This window comes from Arthrobacter sp. 05N429, from assembly GCF_056397045.1.
Genome location: NZ_JBFTMQ010000004.1, coordinates 270,231 through 287,128 on the forward strand (window position 1 = coordinate 270,231; position 16,898 = coordinate 287,128).

A 16,898-nucleotide genomic window follows, 5' to 3' on the forward strand; every position below is an offset into this window, starting at 1 on the left:
GGCCGGACTAGCCGTGGCAGTGGCCGCCGGCCGGCTGTGCACTCGCGGGCACATCCAGCACGGGGCTGCGGACAAAGAATCCCTCGGGCCGAAGCTTGAAGCCGACCGTGTCCACCGGCATGATGGGCCAGTCCTCGGGACGCGGGAAGTGGGTCAGGCCGAAGGTGTGCCACACGACGATGTCCTGGCCATCAATCTCGCGGTCCTGGGCGACGTAGGCCGGCAGGCCAGCCCCGCCGGAATGCTGGTTCACGAAGTCGCCGGTGGGGTACCGCTCGTCGTCGGCGTACCGGGTAACCCAGAGGTCCTTCGTGGCGAAAGCGGCGCGCCTGGCGATGGAGGACTCCGGCGCCGCCAGCAGTGTGGGCTGGTTCCCGGAGTGGAGCTTGTAGCCCACGGGCTCGCCCAGGCGGTTGAGGGACTGCGGATTGGAGATGATCCAGGTCCGGCCGCTTCCGGCGTCGGCCTCACGGACACCCTCGGACTCCCTGGTGAGTACGGTGCGCTTACGGGAGAAGGCGTTGCCGAGTTCGTTGCCTTCGCCCATGGCCTGGCGGACCACGTCTTCCTCCTCCACCCGGTTGGTGAAGCCGTCAACGGCCATGTCCAGGCGGGCGCTGAAGAGGTGCTGGTGGAAGGGGGCGCCCAGGCCCGGGGCGAGCTGGGAGATGTTGGCCGAGCCGCCCTCCGGGAAGGCGGAGGTGAAGACGACGCCGGTGGCCTTGGCCTCGAACTCGATGGTGCCGTCGAGGTAGAGGTACCAGTAGAAGCCGTAGTCGTAATTGCCGATGGTGGTGAAGAAGGAGATCACCAGGCGGCGGTTGCGGCGGGTGTAGTTGATGCCCGTCCAGAGGTCGCTGTGCTTGGCCAGGATTCCCCAGTCCTCCTCGTGCATGCAGATGCCGTTCCGGATCTCCCGGGGGTTGCCGAAAGCGTCGCTGATGACGGGGCTGAGGTACGTGATCTCTCCGAGGCAGTCGCAGCCCAGTTCCAACGAGTTGGCATACTGGCCCACGAGGTATTCACCGGTGTCAAAGTAGTTCTGCCAGGACCGGATGGGCGACGGATCCCCGTACGGGACCACCATTTCGGCGATGGAGGCGCGGTTGATGATGCTCCGTTTCCTGTCGCCGTCCTGGAACGCAATGTTGTGCAGCACCACGCCTTCGCGGACGTCGAAGCCGACGTCGACGCTCCACTTTTCCCACTCGACGTGGTTCCCGCCCGTGACGCTGAAGCTGGGACCCTCCGGCTGGGTGATGTTGATGGGCCTCTGCGTCGTGCGCAGCGGGCCGGTGAGCTCCGGATCGGTGTAGTTGCCGTGCTCCGCGGGCACCGGGACAACGCCGATGTCCAGGACCTGCGTGACTTCCCTGCTGACGACGTCGACATACGCCACGAGACCGTCCACGGGATGCGCCCAGGCGCTGTCCTCGGGGAAATCCTGCACGAAGGCCAGGCCGCGCAGGATCCTGCGCCCCTTTTCCTCCGGGTACTCGAAGACGCCGGCAGACAGCGGGGCAACACGGACCTTGCTGACATCCAGGCCGCGGCTGGCCAGGGCCTTGAGCCACCGCTCGTCCGTGGCCAGGAGCTCCTCGACGACTTCGAACTCCTCCTCCAGGACAGGGAGCTCGCCGGTCTCTGCCGTGTCCAGTTCGACGGCGGAAATCACCGCGCCGCTGGACAGCGAGACGGTCACGTCAGCGGGCTTTCCCCCGCGCACATCGTGCAGGAAGACCCGGAACCGGCGGTCTTCGGTTCCCGCCGGCGCGTTCCTGGCGGGGTCCACCAGGCCCAGGTACGCGATGCGCTTGGTCTCGCCCAGCAGGCCCGCCGCCCCCAGGATGCCTTGGACTGCGGTGATTTCGGCGTCCGCGGCCAGGCTGTACGGGCTAAACGAGCTGCGGGTGTCGGTTTGTGCGGTCATCATGACGGCCTTTGTTCAAGGACCCTGGCGGGTCGGAACTTTATTTTCTATAGTTGTAGAGAATACGGAAATGTAAGCTGTGCCACAAGAGTCCGACGCAAGAAAATTGGGGAACTGTCCGGTGCCAAAGATTGTCGACCACGACCAGCGGCGGCTCGAACTCGTCGACGCCACATGGCGGATCATCGCCCGGCTCGGGATCGAAAGTGCCACCATGCGGGAGATCGCCCTCGAGGCCGGTTTTGCGAACGGGGCCCTCAAGCCGTATTTCCCCACGAAGGATGACCTGCTGACGTTCGCCTTCGGGCACGTCTTCAACCGCACCAACGAGCGCATCGCGGAGGTCACCGCCGGGCAGGCCGGACTCCCGGCCCTGCGGGCATTCTGCGTCGAGGTGCTGCCCCTGGATGAGGAGCGGATCAACGAGGCCCGGATTGTCATCCCGTTCTGGCAGAAGGCCATCAACGACCCCGGCAAGGCGCGGATCCACCGGGACTCGATGGAGCAGTGGCTTGCGGCGATGCGGCAGTACCTCGCCGAGGCGCGGGAGGCCGGCACCGTCACCACCGGCGTCAACGACGCCGCCCTCGCCGGGCAGCTGCTCAACCTCCTCCTCGGCGCGCAGATCGCCGCGGCGCTGGCACCGGAAGGCCAGGTGGAGCTCGGACTGAACGAGCAGCTGGAGGGCTTCCTGACGCTGCTGGGCTGCTAGGTCCGCGGACAATCTTTTTTCGCCGGTTGTCGAAAAAAGATGACACCGACGGGCTGCGGCGCTACCCTGAAAGGACTGTGCCCCAAGACACATTCCTTGAGGACAGTCCCAGAAATACGACGGCGTCAGGAACTTCGATGACCGCAGTTGCAGTCCGCCCCTCGCCCAGTCCCGCCGGACAGGACGTCCGCACCAGCACGGCGGAATCCTTCGACCACTGGCGGCATCTGGTCGCGGAGTCTTTCGTTCCCCTGGCCGCTTCAAGCGCAGCTGCGGACAACTTCCGCGGACGCATGCGGGCCCGCAAGCTGGACCGTGTGGCACTCGTCGAGGTCTCCTCGACGAGCCATGAGGTCCACCGCACGCCGGCGCTGATTGCGCAGTCCAACCAGCGGTATTTCAAGCTCAATCTCCAGCTGCAGGGCACTGGGCTCCTCATCCAGGACAACCGCGAGGCAGTCCTGCATCCGGGCGATCTCTCCATCTATGACACCAGCCGCCCCTACACGCTTGCCTTCGAGGGTGACGCCCGGCTCATGGTCGTGATGTTTCCCTGGGATGCGCTGTCCCTGCCGCCGGACTGCATCGCGCAGCTTTCCGCCGTGCGGATGGCTTCCGACGGCGGCCTCGCCGCGATCGTCGGGCCGTTCATCGCCCACCTCGCGGAGAACCTGGAGGCGCTGAGCGGCCCCAGCGGGTCCCGCCTCGCCACGAATGCCCTCGATCTCGTCTCCACGATGCTGCATTCGGAACTGGACATGTCCCCGGACCGGATGAAACCGCAGGCCCTCCTGGCAGCATCCGTCCGCGAGTACATCGACGCGCACCTGGCCGATCCGATGCTCTCGCCCGCCTCCATCGCGGCGGCCCATTTCATTTCCACCCGGCACCTGCACAACGTGTTCCACGAATCCGGGACCACCGTGGCGAGCTGGATCCGCACGCAGCGGCTGGAAGGGGCGCGCCGCGAGCTGCGGGATCCGCTCCTGGCCGGCATGCCGGTGGGGGCCGTTGCGGGGCGCTGGGGCTTCCTGGATGCGGCCCACTTCAGCCGCACCTTCCGTGACGCCTTCGGTGAATCGCCCAGCGACTGGCGGCGCGGCGCCTGAGCCCGGCATCCCGGATTGAAGTGCGGGCCGCACTGGCGATGCCTTAACTCTCCAGCGGCTCCGGCGGGGTGAGCCCCCGAAAGGGCTCAATGCGGGCCTGGAATTCGTTGCGGTCTTCCGCTGCCAGAAGACCGTTAGCCCCGTAACTCAACGCCAGCGTATTCATCTGCCATTGTGATCCTTCGGGCGGCCGGAGCCGCTCCTCGAAGACGCCGTTGGTGTCCTTTGAAAGATCCTGGAACCTGAAGGACACCCACTGACCTGCCGGACCCGGCGCGACCCCGGAAACAATAACTTGCCGGTCCGGAGTGAGCCCGCCAAGGTCTCGGATGCGGTCTTCTGCGGACCAGTTTTCCAAGCCGTTGATGGCCGGCGCCTCGTAGCCGTATCGGCGGGCAACCTCCCCGATGATGCCAATTGCCCGCTGCTTTTCTTCCCACGCCTGCGGCACGGTGGTGCTCTGGGATTCGGGGCCGTTCACATTTGTGAGGAGCGACTCGCCTCCGTAGCCGTTCTCGATGGGCCGATGAAACGGGCTGCTGCCGACTTCGGTGCCCAACGGGGCCCATTCAAGCTGGAATTCCTCCGACAAGGCGGCCTTGATCTCGGCAACCATGGCCTGCCCGGCGTCGTGGCCCTCCTGTGGCGTCGGGCCCTCCAATACCTGCCGGGGATCGATCCCGGCGACGCCGGGGTATGCGCGCCAGTAGACGGTGCGCTCGGTACCATCGGCGCCCGTGACCACTGTTGTCCTTCCAACAGCCTGGTCAACCATGTGGCGAACGATGCCCGCCGCGGGGATTGCAGCCAGCCCGACAACAACAAGAAGTGCCGCCAGGACCCACCTTCTGCGGTGGCCGCGCAACGTGAACTGTGACATCTGCCAGCACCCCCATACTGCCGTTGCCATGACACTACAGGGTGACCATCGCACGCGCGCCGGCCCGGACGCGGACGGGCGGTGCCGGATCTGCCCGGCACCGCCTCCGCACCTCCTCAGCCGCGCGGCTGCCCGGCGAACTCCAGCGCTGAGGTACGGATCTGCTTCTCCACCCGGACCTCCACCAGCACGCCTGCCGCAAAGACCACCGGTACCGCGATCAGCAGCCCCACGGCCGTTTCCGTGCTTCCTCCAATGAGGGAGGTGAAGTTGCTGACCACCAGGTACAGCACCCACGCCAGCAGCACGGAAGCGAGCACCGGGGCGATGAACGTCTGCCACAGCTGGCCGGTCACCCGCTCCCGGCGGAAATAGCCGACGACGGCGGCCGAGGACAGCATGTACAGCACCAGCAGTGCCGCGACGGCGAGCCCGCTGAACCATGAGAAGAGGGTCAGCACCGGGTCCAGGCCCAGCAGGGCGAACGGCGCCACCAGCAGCGCCGCGACCACGGTCTGGATCCAGGCCGCGGCGGCCGGCGCACGGTGTTTGTTGGTCCGGGCAACAACTGCCGGCATGGAGCCACGCAGTGCCAGTGAATGCAGGTAGCGGTTGATGCCGTTGTGGAAGGCGATGATGCCTGCGAGCAGCGAGGTGACCAGCAGGACTCCGGCAGTGATGCCGGCCCAGGGCCCGAACATTTCGACGATGGGGCCAATCACGAAAGAGGTCGCGTCCCCGGATTCCAAGGCGGCACCCGCGGCGTCGACCACGTGTGACGGACCGTAGAAGCTGACCAGCATCCACGTGATGAAGGAGAAGAAGACGGCAATGATGCCGACGGACAGATACGTGGCCCGCGCCACGGTCCGGTGCGGATCCTTGGCCTCGGCGGAGTAGATGGCCGTGGATTCGAAGCCGAACATCGAGGCAACCGCGAACATGATGGCAACCCCCGGGGCTCCGCTGGCGATTGCTTCGGGCGCGAACGAGGCGGCGAAGTTCAGCCCCTCGGGACCGCCGCCCTTGAGGAGCACGGAGACCCCGAACATCAGGAGGATGGCCACCTCCAGGCCCACCAATACGGCAAGGACGCGGGCACCCAACTCGATGTTCATGGATCCGAGGACCTGGACGCCGGCCATGGTGACCAGGGCGAGCAGCCACCAGGGCACAGCGACCCCGGCGGAGGCCAGCAGGCCCGAGAAGGCCGCCCCGTACAGGCCGTACATCGCCGCCTGCACCGTGCTGTAAGCCAGCAGGGCAAGCCACGCCGCCCCGGCACCCACTTTGCGTCCGAACGCCGCCGTGACGTAGGCATAAAAGGCGCCGTTGGTCTGCACCTTCCGGCTCATGGCCACGAAGCCGACGGCGAAGATGACAATGACGATGCCGACGACGAGGTAGGCACCCGGGGCGCCGGCGCCGTTGCCGAGCGCCGCTGCGAGCGGTGCTGCTCCGACGATTCCGGTCAGCGGGGCCTGCGCGGACAGGACAAAGAACAGAATGCCCAGGACTCCGATACTGCCTGCGCGCAGGGCGGTGGAGTGTTCCTGGCGGGAACCGGGTTCTGCGGTCCGGGATTCGGGATTCGAAATACTCATTGGATCCTTCTTAACGGTGATGAGTGCTGGGGAATGTGCGGGGAAGACGGCCGGGCCCGGGCAATGGTGCACCGTGAAATCCAGCATGGCAGGTGACGCCCGTCACTCTTTTGTCGATCAGTGACCGGTTGTTGTTCCCCAGCGCAGTGGAATCGGCGCACCGGCCTCCGGGCCATGGCGATCATTCGCACCGGGTCAACTGCAGTTCGCGCAAAGACAAGACTGCACGTCCGGCGCAGGAGGACACTCGGACATGTGTCGCAACGACTCAGTGCCTCAACTACTCGATGTGGAGTACCCATGGAAACCTACGACGCCCTTCTCGCCTCGATCACCCCCGTGTCCGGTGAGACCCGCTCGATTCTTGACCCGGCCACCGGGCAGCCGGTCGGCGAAGCCCCGGTCCACACCGTCGAAGACCTCGAGCAGGCCATCGCCGCCGCCGAAGCCGCCCAGCCGGCGTGGGCGGCGCTGGGCCACGACGCCCGGTCCGCCGCGCTCCTGAAGGCTGCGGACGCCGTCGAACGCTCCGCCGAAGAGCTCGCCCAACTGCTCTCCCGCGAACAGGGCAAGCCCCTCAACGGCCCCAATGCCCGCTTCGAGGTCGGGGCCTGCGCCGCCTGGCTGCGCGCCGCCGCCGGCACGCCGCTGGACCCGGAAACCGTAGTGGACGACGGCGAAACCCGCGCCGAACTGCATTACCGGCCCATCGGCGTCGTCGGCGCGATCGGGCCCTGGAACTGGCCCATGATGATCACGGTCTGGCAGATCGCCCCGGCCCTCCGGATGGGCAACGCCGTGGTGGTCAAGCCCTCCGAATACACCCCGCTGTCCGTGCTGGCCCTCGCCAAGGTCCTCAACGAAGAGCTCCCCGACGGCCTCCTCACGGTGGTCAGCGGAGGCCGCGACGTCGGCGAAGCGCTGGCCGGACACCCCGGAATCGGCAAGGTCATGTTCACCGGCTCCACCGCCACCGGCAAGGCCATCATCAAATCCTCCGCAGACACCGTCAAACGCCTCACCTTGGAACTCGGCGGCAACGATGCCGGCATCGTCCTGCCCGACGCCGACCCCAAAGCCATCGCCGAGGGCCTCTTCTGGGGCGCCTTCATCAACACCGGCCAGACGTGCGCGGCACTCAAGCGCCTCTACGTCCACGACAGCATCTACGACGCCGTCTGCGAAGAACTCACCAAGGTGGCCGCCGCCATGCCCATGGGCAACGGCCTGGACGAGGTCAACGTCCTGGGCCCGCTGCAGAACCGCCAGCAGTTCGACATCGTGGCCCGGCTCGTGGGCGCCGCCAGGGACTCCGGCGCCCGGATCCTCCTGGGCGGCAACCCGGACCCGGACCAGCCCGGCCACTTCTACCCCGCCACCCTCGTGGCCGACATCGGCAACAACAATCCCCTGGTGACCGAGGAACAGTTCGGCCCCGCCCTGCCGATCATCCGCTACGGCACCGTGGATGAGGCGGTCATCATGGCGAACGCGCTCGACGTCGGCCTCGGTGCCTCCGTCTGGTCCGCCGACGCGGCCGACGCCCGGAACGTGGCGGCCCGGCTCGAAGCCGGCACCGTCTGGATCAACAAACACGGCGCCGTCGACCCGCGCATCCCCTTCGGCGGAGCCAAGCAGTCCGGCTACGGACTCGAGTTCGGCGTCGAAGGCCTCAAAGCCCTCGGCGTCCCGCAGGTCATCAACGGCTGACGCGCTCGCTACGGGCCCGGGCTCGTGACGCGCAAACGGCCCAGCGCTGCGGTCTATCCGCAGCGCTGGGCCGTTGCCGTGTCATAGGACGTTTTCCGCAGCGGAATGGCCTGAGCCGCGGAGCCGGACGGGGGCTGCGCGGGGGGGCATCCGCCCGTCCCTGCCTCCCGGGTGGCGACGCTCCAGCCCGGTTACTCGGGGCCGCACCCCACGTCCACACCCGGGAACCGCTAGATTCCGCGGGGTTTAGCGGGTGCGTGGAGGTGCGGTCTGCGGTAACTGGGCAGGAGCGTCACCGCATCATCGGCAGGTGCCCGGGCCGGCGGTCAGCCCGCGTGGTCCTGGAGTTCGGGGGCGCGGTTGCCGGCATGAAGGAGGGGTTCGAAGAACGCCGCGAGCTCCGCCGTCGCCGTCAGGGGCAGGACGTTGGCCACATACTGGTCCGGCCGCACCACCACCACCACGCCGCCGCGGTCGATGCCGCGCAGCTCGAAAATGTCCGCCGCCGGATCGGTGGCGTAGACCTTCTCGAGGTAGTTGAGCTTGAACGGTCCCACCTGCGGCTTGAACACCGACGGCACCGCGCCGATGTCCACGCTGGTGTGGTCCTGCTGGTAGATCACCTTCACGTCGAACCACGCGTCACGGTCGGCGCCTTCGGGGGTGGCCGCGAGCGGCGAGTCCGGCGCGTCTGCCAGCCACGCGGCCAGGTCCGCGGTCGGCGACGGCGCACCAGCCTGTTGTCCTGGCGCGCCCCCGTCGGCGAAGACGTAGATGCGCCACCGGCCGTCCGCCGTGGCCTGGTGGCCGAGCTGGACCGGGTTGGTGTCGGAGACCCGCACCACCGGCGCGGATTTGAAGCGCTTGCCGACAGGGAAGCCGGTGGCCAGGTTCTGATGCGTCGCCTCGGCGACGATCATCGACGGCGAGTACTCGGTCATAAAGCCCGCAGGGAACTCGGCGGTGCGCACGTAGAAGTCCTCGAGCTCGGAGGGGTTCTCGAACTCCTCGGGCTTCTTGGCCATGAGCGTCGACCACACTTTGTCGAAGTCGATGAGGTTCTTCGCGACGACCTGCCGTTCGGCCGAGTAAGTGGAGAGCAGGCTCTCCGGGCTGCGGCCCTCCAGCACGTGGCCGAGCTTCCAGCCGATGTTGAAGCCGTCCTGCATGGATACGTTCATACCCTGGCCCGCCTTGGCGCTGTGCGTGTGGCAGGCGTCGCCGGTGATGAAAACGCGCGGGGTGCGGGTGCCGAGGTCCTCCGGGAGGACGTCGTCGAACCTGTCGGTGAGGCGGTGGCCCACCTCGTAGACGCTGTGCCAGGCCACGTTGCGCACGTCGAGGGTGTAGGGGCGGATGATCGCGTTGGCCTTGGCGATGATCTGCTCGATGGTGGTTTTGCGGACGGCCCCGTTGTCGTCTGCGGGCACCTCGCCGAGGTCGACGTACATACGGAAGAGGTGCCCGCCCTCGCGCGGGATCAGCAGGATGCTGCCGCCATCGTGGGACTGGATGGCGCACTTGAGGCGGATGTCGGGGAAGTCCGTGTTCGCCAGCACGTCCATAACGCCCCACGCGTGGTTGGCCTGGTCGCCGGCCATGGTGCAGCCGATCGAAGCGCGGACCTTGCTGCGCGCGCCGTCCGCGCCCACGACGTACTTGGCCCGGACAGTGCGGGTCTGGCCCTCTTCGGGACCGGCGGTGCGGAGGAGCGTCACCGAGACGGGGTACTCGCCCTCGCCGACCTCGAGCCCAACGAACTCGTAGCCGTAGTCGGGCGCCATGCGGGAGGGCGAGTTGGCCATGAATTCGCCGAAGTAGTCCAGTACGCGGGCCTGGTTGACGATGAGGTGCGGGAACTCGCTGATCCCACCCGGGTCGTCGAGGGTGCGGGCGCTGCGGACGATCTTCGAAGGGTTCTGGGGGTCCGGCTTCCAGAATGCCATCTCGGTGATGCGGTAGGCCTCGGCGATGATCCGCTCCGCGAAGCCGAAGGCCTGGAAGGTCTCGACGCTCCGGGCCTGGATGCCGTCGGCCTGGCCGATGGCGAGCCGCTCTGCGCGGCGCTCCACGATGCGTGTGGTGACGTCCGGGAACTGGGACAGCTGAGCGGCCGCGAGCATACCTGCGGGCCCGGTGCCCACAATGAGCACGTCGACCTCGTCAGGAAGCTGGGTAGGGCGGTTGGTGCCGACGCCGGCAGCCGGCTGGACGCGCGGGTCACCGGATACGTATCCGTGATGGTGGAAATGCACGGGCTTTCCTCACTTCGTTGTGTGGCGGCCTGTTGCCGTCTTTCGTGTTCGATAATAGAATTTCGTGTTCGATTATCGAAATTTAGTCTGTGATCCAAAACTCTACGGCAGATATGACGTGGGTTACAAGTAGTGCGAAAACCCCCGGCATCAGGGGTTGACGATCTGCAATTCCTCAGCCATAGTCATCGTATACGATTTCGTACTCGATGAGGAGTAACTTTTGGAACAGGTCACCGACCACCTCCTGGCCGCGGCCCGCAAGGTCATCGCGGTGCACATCAACTACCCCAGCAGGGCAGCCCAGCGGGGCCGCACGCCGGAGCAGCCCTCCTACTTCTTGAAGCCCTCCTCTTCGCTGGCATTCGGCTCGGCGGATACCCCTTCAACGGTGGAACGCCCGGCCGGCTGCGAACTCCTCGGCTTCGAGGGTGAGATCGCCCTGATCATCGGCAAGCCCGCCCGCCGCGTAAGCATCGAGGACGCCTGGCGCCACGTCGAGTGGGTCACGGCCAGCAACGACCTCGGCGTCTACGACCTCCGCTACGCCGACAAGGGCTCCAACCTCCGGTCCAAGGGCGGCGACGGCTTCACCCCGGTGGGCCCGGGACTGATCGCCGCCGACGCGGTCGACCCCGCCAAGCTGCGGATCCGCACCTGGCACAACGGCGAACTGGTGCAGGACGACACCACCGAGGACCTCCTCTTCCCGTTCGCCCGCCTGGTCGCTGACCTGTCCCAGCTGCTCACCCTCGAGGAGGGCGACATCATCCTCACCGGCACCCCGGCCGGCGCCTCCGTCGCCCAGCCGGGCGACGTCGTCGAGGTTGAAGTCAGCGCTGGGGCCCTGACCACCGGGCGGCTGGCCACCCGGGTAACGGAAGGCTCGACGCCGTTCGCGGACTTCGGCGCCCGGCCGAAGACCGATGACCTCCAACGGGAGGAAGCGTACGGTTCACGCGAAGCGGCCGGCTTGGCACCCGTGGCGGCCGCCGCCGTCGGGCATGTCCTGACCCCGGAACTCAAGGCGAAGCTGGAAAGCGTCTGCACGGCCACCCTTTCCTCCCAGCTGCGCAAGCGCGGCCTGAACAACGTCAGCATCGACGGCCTCTCCTCCACCCGGCCGGAGAAGCGGATCGTGGGCCTGGCCCGGACGCTGCGCTATGTGCCCAACCGCGAGGACCTCTTCAAGACCCACGGAGGCGGCTTCAACGCCCAGAAGAAGGCGATCGATTCCGTCAACGAGGGCGAGATCCTGGTCATGGAGGCCCGCGGCGAAAAGGGCACCGGAACCATCGGTGACATCCTGGCCCTGCGCGCCCAGGTCCGCGGCGCGGCCGCCATCATCACCGACGGCGGCGTCCGGGACTTCTCCGCCGTGGCCGCCATGGAGATGCCCACGTACTACTCCAACCCGCACCCCGCTGTCCTGGGGCGCCGGCACATCCCGTGGGACACGGACATCACCATCGCCTGCGGCGGCACCACCGTGCAGCCCGGGGACATCATCGTGGCGGATTCGGACGGCATCCTGGTGATCCCGCCGGCCCTCGCCGGGGAGGTCGCGGACGATTCCATCGCCCAGGAGCGTGAAGAAACGTTTATCGCCGAGATGGTGCAGCAGGGCCACAGCGTGGACGGCCTCTACCCGCTGAACGCCGAATGGCGCGCCAAGTACGGGGAATGGGAAGCGGGGAACACCAATGGCTGACGCGGTCGCGACCGCAGCCACTAACGCTGCCGCGCACACAGCCAGCAAATCCGAGCAGGCCTACGCCGCCGTCAAAGCACGGATCGTGGACGGAACCTACTCCCCCGGCTACCGGCTGGTGCTGGCGAAGATCGCCGAGGACCTGAGCGTAAGCGTGGTCCCGGTCCGGGAGGCCATCCGCCGGCTCGAGGCCGAGGGCCTGGTGAAGTTCGAGCGGAACGTCGGCGCCACCGTGGCCGGCATCGACCCCACCGAATACCTCTACACGATGCAGACGCTCAGCATCGTCGAGGGTGCCGCCACAGCCCTCTCGGCCCCGTTGATCGGGGCGGCGGACATCGCCCGCGCCCGCGCCGTAAACGCCGAGATGCGCGAATGCCTGCAGCACTTCGACCCCGTCCGCTTCACCGCACTCAACCAGGACTTCCACAGCGTCCTGTTCGAGCACTGCCCTAACCCGCACATCCTGGACCTCGTCCACCGGGGCTGGAACCGGCTCGCCTCGCTGCGGTCCTCCACGTTCCGCTTCGTCCCGGGCCGCGCCCACGAGTCAGTGGACGAACACGAGGCGCTGCTGCAGCTCATCGAGTCCGGCGCCAGCGCGGACGCTATCGAAAAAGCAGCCCGCCTGCACCGCTCCGCCACCCTGGACGCGTACCTCGCCCAAAGCAACAGTTAGGAAGACAACAATGACGTTTACTGCTCCTGTTACCACCACCCACTACGTCCCGCAGGACCTCCCCACCCACATCCAGCACTACATCAATGGCGAATTCGTTGATTCGGTGGGCGGCAAGACCTTCGACGTCCTGGACCCGGTGTCCAACACGAACTACGCCACCGCGGCCGCCGGGCAGAAGGAAGACATCGACCTCGCCGTCGCCGCCGCCCGCGAGGCATTCACGAACGGCCCCTGGCCGAAGATGAAGCCCCGGGAGCGGGCCCGCGTCCTGAACAAGATCGCCGACGCCGTCGAAGCCCAGGAAGCCCGCCTCGCCGAGCTCGAAACCTTCGACACCGGCCTGCCCATCACCCAGGCCAAGGGCCAGGCGCTCCGCGCAGCCGAGAACTTCCGCTTCTTCGCAGACCTGATCGTCGCCCAGTTCGACGACGCCATGAAAGTCCCCGGCGCCCAGATCAACTACGTGAACCGCAAGCCGATCGGCGTCGCCGGCCTCATCACGCCGTGGAACACGCCGTTCATGCTCGAGTCCTGGAAGCTCGCCCCCGCGCTGGCCACCGGCAACACCGTGGTGCTCAAACCGGCCGAATTCACGCCTCTCTCCGCATCGCTGTGGGCACAGATCTTCAAGGACGCCGGCCTGCCCGACGGCGTCTTCAACCTGGTCAACGGCCTGGGCGAGGAAGCCGGCGACGCGCTCGTGAAGCACCCGGACGTCCCGCTGATCTCCTTCACCGGCGAGACCACCACCGGCCAGACGATCTTCCGCAACGCCGCGGCCAACCTCAAGGGCCTGTCCATGGAGCTCGGCGGCAAGTCCCCGTGCGTCGTGTTCGCCGACGCCGACCTCGACGCCGCGATCGACTCCGCACTTTTCGGCGTCTTCTCGCTCAACGGCGAACGCTGCACCGCCGGCTCCCGGATCCTGGTGGAGCGTGCCGTGTACGAGGAATTCTGCTACAAGTACGCCGCCCGCGCCAAGAACATCGTGGTCGGCGACCCGCACGACCCCAAAACCGAGGTCGGCGCCCTGGTCCACCCGGAGCACTACGCCAAGGTGGCCTCCTACGTGGAGATCGGTAAGTCCGAAGGCCGGCTGCTGGCCGGCGGCGGCCGCCCGGACCATCTCCCGGAGGGCAACTACATCGCCCCCACGGTGTTCGCCGACGTCGCCCCGGACGCGCGGATCTTCCAGGAGGAGATCTTCGGCCCCGTCGTTGCCATCACCCCGTTCGACACCGACGACGAAGCCCTCGCCCTGGCGAACAACACCAAGTACGGCCTCGCCGCCTACATCTGGACCCAGAACCTGACCCGCGCCCACAACTTCTCGCAGAACGTCGAGGCCGGCATGGTGTGGCTCAACAGCCACAACGTCCGCGACCTCCGCACCCCGTTCGGCGGCGTCAAGGCCTCCGGACTGGGCCACGAGGGCGGCTACCGCTCCATCGACTTCTACACCGACCAGCAGGCCGTGCACATCACCCTGGGCACCGTGCACACCCCCAAATTCGGCGCCTGAGTTTCCAGCGCCACCCAGACCCCTTTCAAAGAAGAGAGATTCCCATGACCAACTTCGTCCCCACCCCCACCGTCCCGGCCCCGGACATCGTCCGCTGCGCCTACATGGAGATCGTGGTCACCGACCTCGCCAAGTCCCGCGCCTTCTATGTGGACCTGCTGGGCCTGCACGTCACCGAAGAAGACGAGAACGCGATCTACCTGCGTTCCCTCGAGGAGTTCATCCACCACAACCTGGTGCTCCGCAAGGGCCCCATCGCCGCCGTCGCGGCCTTCGCCTACCGGGTGAAGTCCCCCGCCGAAGTGGACGCCGCCGAGGCGTACTACAAAGAACTGGGCTGCCGCACCGAACGCCGCAAGGACGGCTTCACCAAGGGCATCGGCGACTCCGTCCGGGTGGAGGACCCGCTGGGCTTCCCCTACGAGTTCTTCTACGAGGTGGAGCACGTCGAGCGCCTCACCCAGCGCTACGACCTCTACTCCGCCGGCGAGCTGGTCCGGCTGGACCACTTCAACCAGGTCACCCCGGACGTCCCGCGCGGCCGCAAGTACCTCGAGGATCTCGGCTTCCGCGTCTCCGAAGACATCCAGGACTCCGACGGCGTCACCTACGCCGCCTGGATGCACCGCAAGCAGACCGTGCACGACACCGCCCTGACCGGGGGCAACGGCCCGCGCATGCACCACGTCGCGTTCGCCACGCACGAGAAGCACAACATCATCCAGATCTGCGACAAGATGGGCGCCCTGCGCATCAGCGACCGGATCGAACGCGGTCCCGGCCGGCACGGCGTCTCCAACGCCTTCTACCTCTACATCCTGGACCCGGACGGCCACCGCGTGGAGATCTACACGCAGGACTACTACACCGGCGACCCGGACAACCCCACCATCACCTGGGACGTGCACGACAACCAGCGCCGCGACTGGTGGGGCAACCCCGTGGTCCCGTCCTGGTACACCGAAGCCTCCCTGGTCCTGGACCTCGACGGGAACCCCCAACCCGTCATCGAGCGCACCGACGCCTCCGAAATGGCTGTGACCGTCGGGGCCGACGGATTCTCCTACACCCGCAAGGAAGGCTCTGAGGCTGAGGGTTTCAAGCTCGGGGCGCAGCTGTAGCCATGCTGGATGCCAAGACGATCGAGGCCATCGCCGACGAACTGCTGGAAGCCGGCCGCAGCCGGACACCGGTCCCCCGACTGACGGCCCGCTACCCGGACATGACGGTGGAGGACTCCTACGCCGTGCAGCAGCTGTGGCGGCGGCGCAATGAGGACGCCGGCCGGAAGCTCGTGGGCCGCAAGATCGGCCTCACGTCCAAGGCCATGCAGGCCGCCACGGGCATCACCGAACCGGACTACGGCGCCATTTTCGATGACATGGTGCTCGAGACGGGCTGCTCCGTGGAGTGGGACCGGTACACCCATCCGCGGGTGGAGGTGGAGCTGGCGTTCGTGCTGAAGAAGGACCTGTCCGGGCCCGGCTGCACCATCTTCGACGTCCTGAACGCCACCGACTACGTGGTGCCGGCCCTCGAGATCCTGGACTCCCGGATCGAGATGGAGGGCCGGACCATCGTGGATACCATTGCCGACAATGCGGCCATGGGCGCCATGGTGGTGGGCGGCAACCCCGTCCGTCCCGACGCCGTCGACCTGCGCTGGGTCTCGGCGATCCTCTACAAGAACCAGACCGTGGAGGAAACCGGCGTGGCCGCAGGGGTCCTCGACCACCCGGCCGCCGGGGTGCACTGGCTGGCCAACAAAATCGCCGCCCACGGCGACGGCATGAAAGCCGGGGACATCATCCTCGCCGGCTCGTTCACCCGCCCCCTCTGGGTGTACAAGGGTGATACCGTCCACGCCGACTACGGACCATTGGGGAGCATCACATGCCGCTTCGAGTAGAACCAGACGCAACCTTCAGGGACGCCCTGCGCAGCCAAACCGGTGCTGCCGGCCGTCCTTTGGCCGGGATGTGGGTGTGCTCGGGCAGCCCCCTCGTGGCCGAAATCTGCGCCGGAGCCGGGCTGGACTGGCTGCTGATCGACGCCGAGCACAGCCCCAACGGGCTGGAATCCATCATTGCCCAGCTGCAGGCCGTGAACGGCTATCCGGTCCAGGTGATGGTCCGGCCGCCGGTGAACGACACCGTGCTGATCAAGCAGTACCTGGACCTGGGCGCCCAGAACCTGCTGATCCCCATGGTGAACTCGGCCGCGGAGGCGCAAGCCGCCGTCGCCGCCACCCGCTATCCGCCGCACGGCGTCCGCGGCGTGGGCTCCGCCCTGGCCCGGGCTGCGCGCTGGAACCGGGTCACCGACTACCTCGCCCGGGCGTCCGAAACCGTCAGCGTCACCGTGCAGATCGAGTCCGTTGCCGCGGTTGCCGCGGTGGAGGAGATCCTGGCGGTGGACGGCGTGGACGCGATCTTCCTGGGCCCCTCGGACCTCGCCGCCTCCATGGGACTGCTGGGCCAACAGGAACACCCCAAGGTGCGCGCCGCCGTCGAACACTGCCTTGCCGCTGCCACAGCGGCCGGCAAACCGGCCGGGGTGAACGCCTTCAACCCGGAAACTGCCCGCGCCTACCTTGCTGCCGGTGCGGCGTTTGTCCTGGTGGGCGCCGACGTGGCGCTGCTGGCCCGTGGCTCCGAGGCACTCGCCGCCGAATACGTCCGGCCGGGCCCGACAGGTGAGTCGGAGGACACCCCCGCCAGCTACTGAACGCGGGGGAACTTTGCGCCGGTGAGACCCGTCGGGATGGGCGCGGAGTGACCCCG

General features: G+C 67.3%; 13 protein-coding genes. 9 read left to right on the forward strand and 4 right to left on the reverse strand.

Annotated features, from left to right (window positions below; all coding sequences use genetic code 11):
• Positions 1 to 7 precede the first annotated feature (7 nt).
• Complete coding sequence (locus AC1DF4_RS10215) at positions 8 to 1,933, reverse strand: primary-amine oxidase (RefSeq protein WP_476912789.1); 1,926 nt, start codon at positions 1,931 to 1,933, stop codon at positions 8 to 10.
• A gap of 118 nt (positions 1,934 to 2,051) precedes the next feature.
• Here AC1DF4_RS10215 and AC1DF4_RS10220 point away from each other — a divergent pair, with 118 nt between their 5' ends.
• Complete coding sequence (locus AC1DF4_RS10220; protein WP_476912790.1) at positions 2,052 to 2,642, forward strand: TetR/AcrR family transcriptional regulator; 591 nt, start codon at positions 2,052 to 2,054, stop codon at positions 2,640 to 2,642.
• A gap of 137 nt (positions 2,643 to 2,779) precedes the next feature.
• The gene (locus AC1DF4_RS10225) at positions 2,780 to 3,751 is read left to right on the forward strand and encodes an AraC-like ligand-binding domain-containing protein (RefSeq protein ID WP_476912791.1); all 972 of its coding nucleotides are present in this window, start codon (positions 2,780 to 2,782) and stop codon (positions 3,749 to 3,751) included.
• Positions 3,752 to 3,794: 43 nt separating this feature from the next.
• Here AC1DF4_RS10225 and AC1DF4_RS10230 read toward each other — a convergent pair whose 3' ends face one another.
• Positions 3,795 to 4,631: a hypothetical protein gene (locus tag AC1DF4_RS10230; RefSeq protein WP_476912792.1), complete on the reverse strand. Its 837-nt coding sequence runs from the start codon at positions 4,629 to 4,631 to the stop codon at positions 3,795 to 3,797.
• Positions 4,632 to 4,747: 116 nt separating this feature from the next.
• On the reverse strand, positions 4,748 to 6,235 hold the full coding sequence (locus AC1DF4_RS10235; protein ID WP_476912793.1) for an APC family permease: 1,488 nt from the start codon (positions 6,233 to 6,235) through the stop codon (positions 4,748 to 4,750).
• A 300-nt stretch (positions 6,236 to 6,535) separates the two neighbouring features.
• On the opposite strand from AC1DF4_RS10235, the gene AC1DF4_RS10240 reads away from it, so the two are divergent.
• Positions 6,536 to 7,945 carry an aldehyde dehydrogenase family protein gene (locus AC1DF4_RS10240; protein WP_476912794.1) on the forward strand — a complete coding sequence of 470 codons (1,410 nt, stop codon included), beginning with the start codon at positions 6,536 to 6,538 and terminating at the stop codon, positions 7,943 to 7,945.
• A 326-nt stretch (positions 7,946 to 8,271) separates the two neighbouring features.
• On the opposite strand, the gene AC1DF4_RS10245 is transcribed toward AC1DF4_RS10240, so the two are convergent.
• On the reverse strand, positions 8,272 to 10,200 hold the full coding sequence (locus AC1DF4_RS10245) for an FAD-binding monooxygenase (RefSeq protein ID WP_476912795.1): 1,929 nt from the start codon (positions 10,198 to 10,200) through the stop codon (positions 8,272 to 8,274).
• A gap of 223 nt (positions 10,201 to 10,423) precedes the next feature.
• Here AC1DF4_RS10245 and AC1DF4_RS10250 point away from each other — a divergent pair, with 223 nt between their 5' ends.
• From AC1DF4_RS10250 to AC1DF4_RS10275, 6 genes are read left to right on the forward strand one after another with little or no spacing between them, the layout of a single operon-like run.
• A complete protein-coding gene (locus AC1DF4_RS10250) occupies positions 10,424 to 11,911 on the forward strand; it encodes a fumarylacetoacetate hydrolase family protein (protein ID WP_476912796.1) in 1,488 nt (495 codons plus the stop codon).
• Positions 11,904 to 12,590, forward strand: a complete 687-nt coding sequence (locus AC1DF4_RS10255; protein WP_476912797.1) for a GntR family transcriptional regulator — start codon at positions 11,904 to 11,906, stop codon at positions 12,588 to 12,590. Before AC1DF4_RS10250 ends, AC1DF4_RS10255 begins: the two co-directional genes overlap by 8 nt.
• A gap of 10 nt (positions 12,591 to 12,600) precedes the next feature.
• On the forward strand, positions 12,601 to 14,115 hold the full coding sequence (hpaE, locus tag AC1DF4_RS10260; protein WP_476912798.1) for a 5-carboxymethyl-2-hydroxymuconate semialdehyde dehydrogenase: 1,515 nt from the start codon (positions 12,601 to 12,603) through the stop codon (positions 14,113 to 14,115).
• A 44-nt stretch (positions 14,116 to 14,159) separates the two neighbouring features.
• Positions 14,160 to 15,236, forward strand: a complete 1,077-nt coding sequence (hpaD, locus tag AC1DF4_RS10265) for a 3,4-dihydroxyphenylacetate 2,3-dioxygenase (protein WP_476912799.1) — start codon at positions 14,160 to 14,162, stop codon at positions 15,234 to 15,236.
• A 2-nt stretch (positions 15,237 to 15,238) separates the two neighbouring features.
• Positions 15,239 to 16,024, forward strand: coding sequence for a 2-oxo-hept-4-ene-1,7-dioate hydratase (hpaH, locus tag AC1DF4_RS10270; RefSeq protein WP_476912800.1), 786 nt, complete (start codon positions 15,239 to 15,241; stop codon positions 16,022 to 16,024).
• Positions 16,009 to 16,842, forward strand: coding sequence for an HpcH/HpaI aldolase family protein (locus AC1DF4_RS10275; protein WP_476912801.1), 834 nt, complete (start codon positions 16,009 to 16,011; stop codon positions 16,840 to 16,842). The genes hpaH and AC1DF4_RS10275 overlap by 16 nt, the downstream gene beginning before the upstream one ends.
• The last annotated feature ends 56 nt before the right edge of the window (positions 16,843 to 16,898 follow it).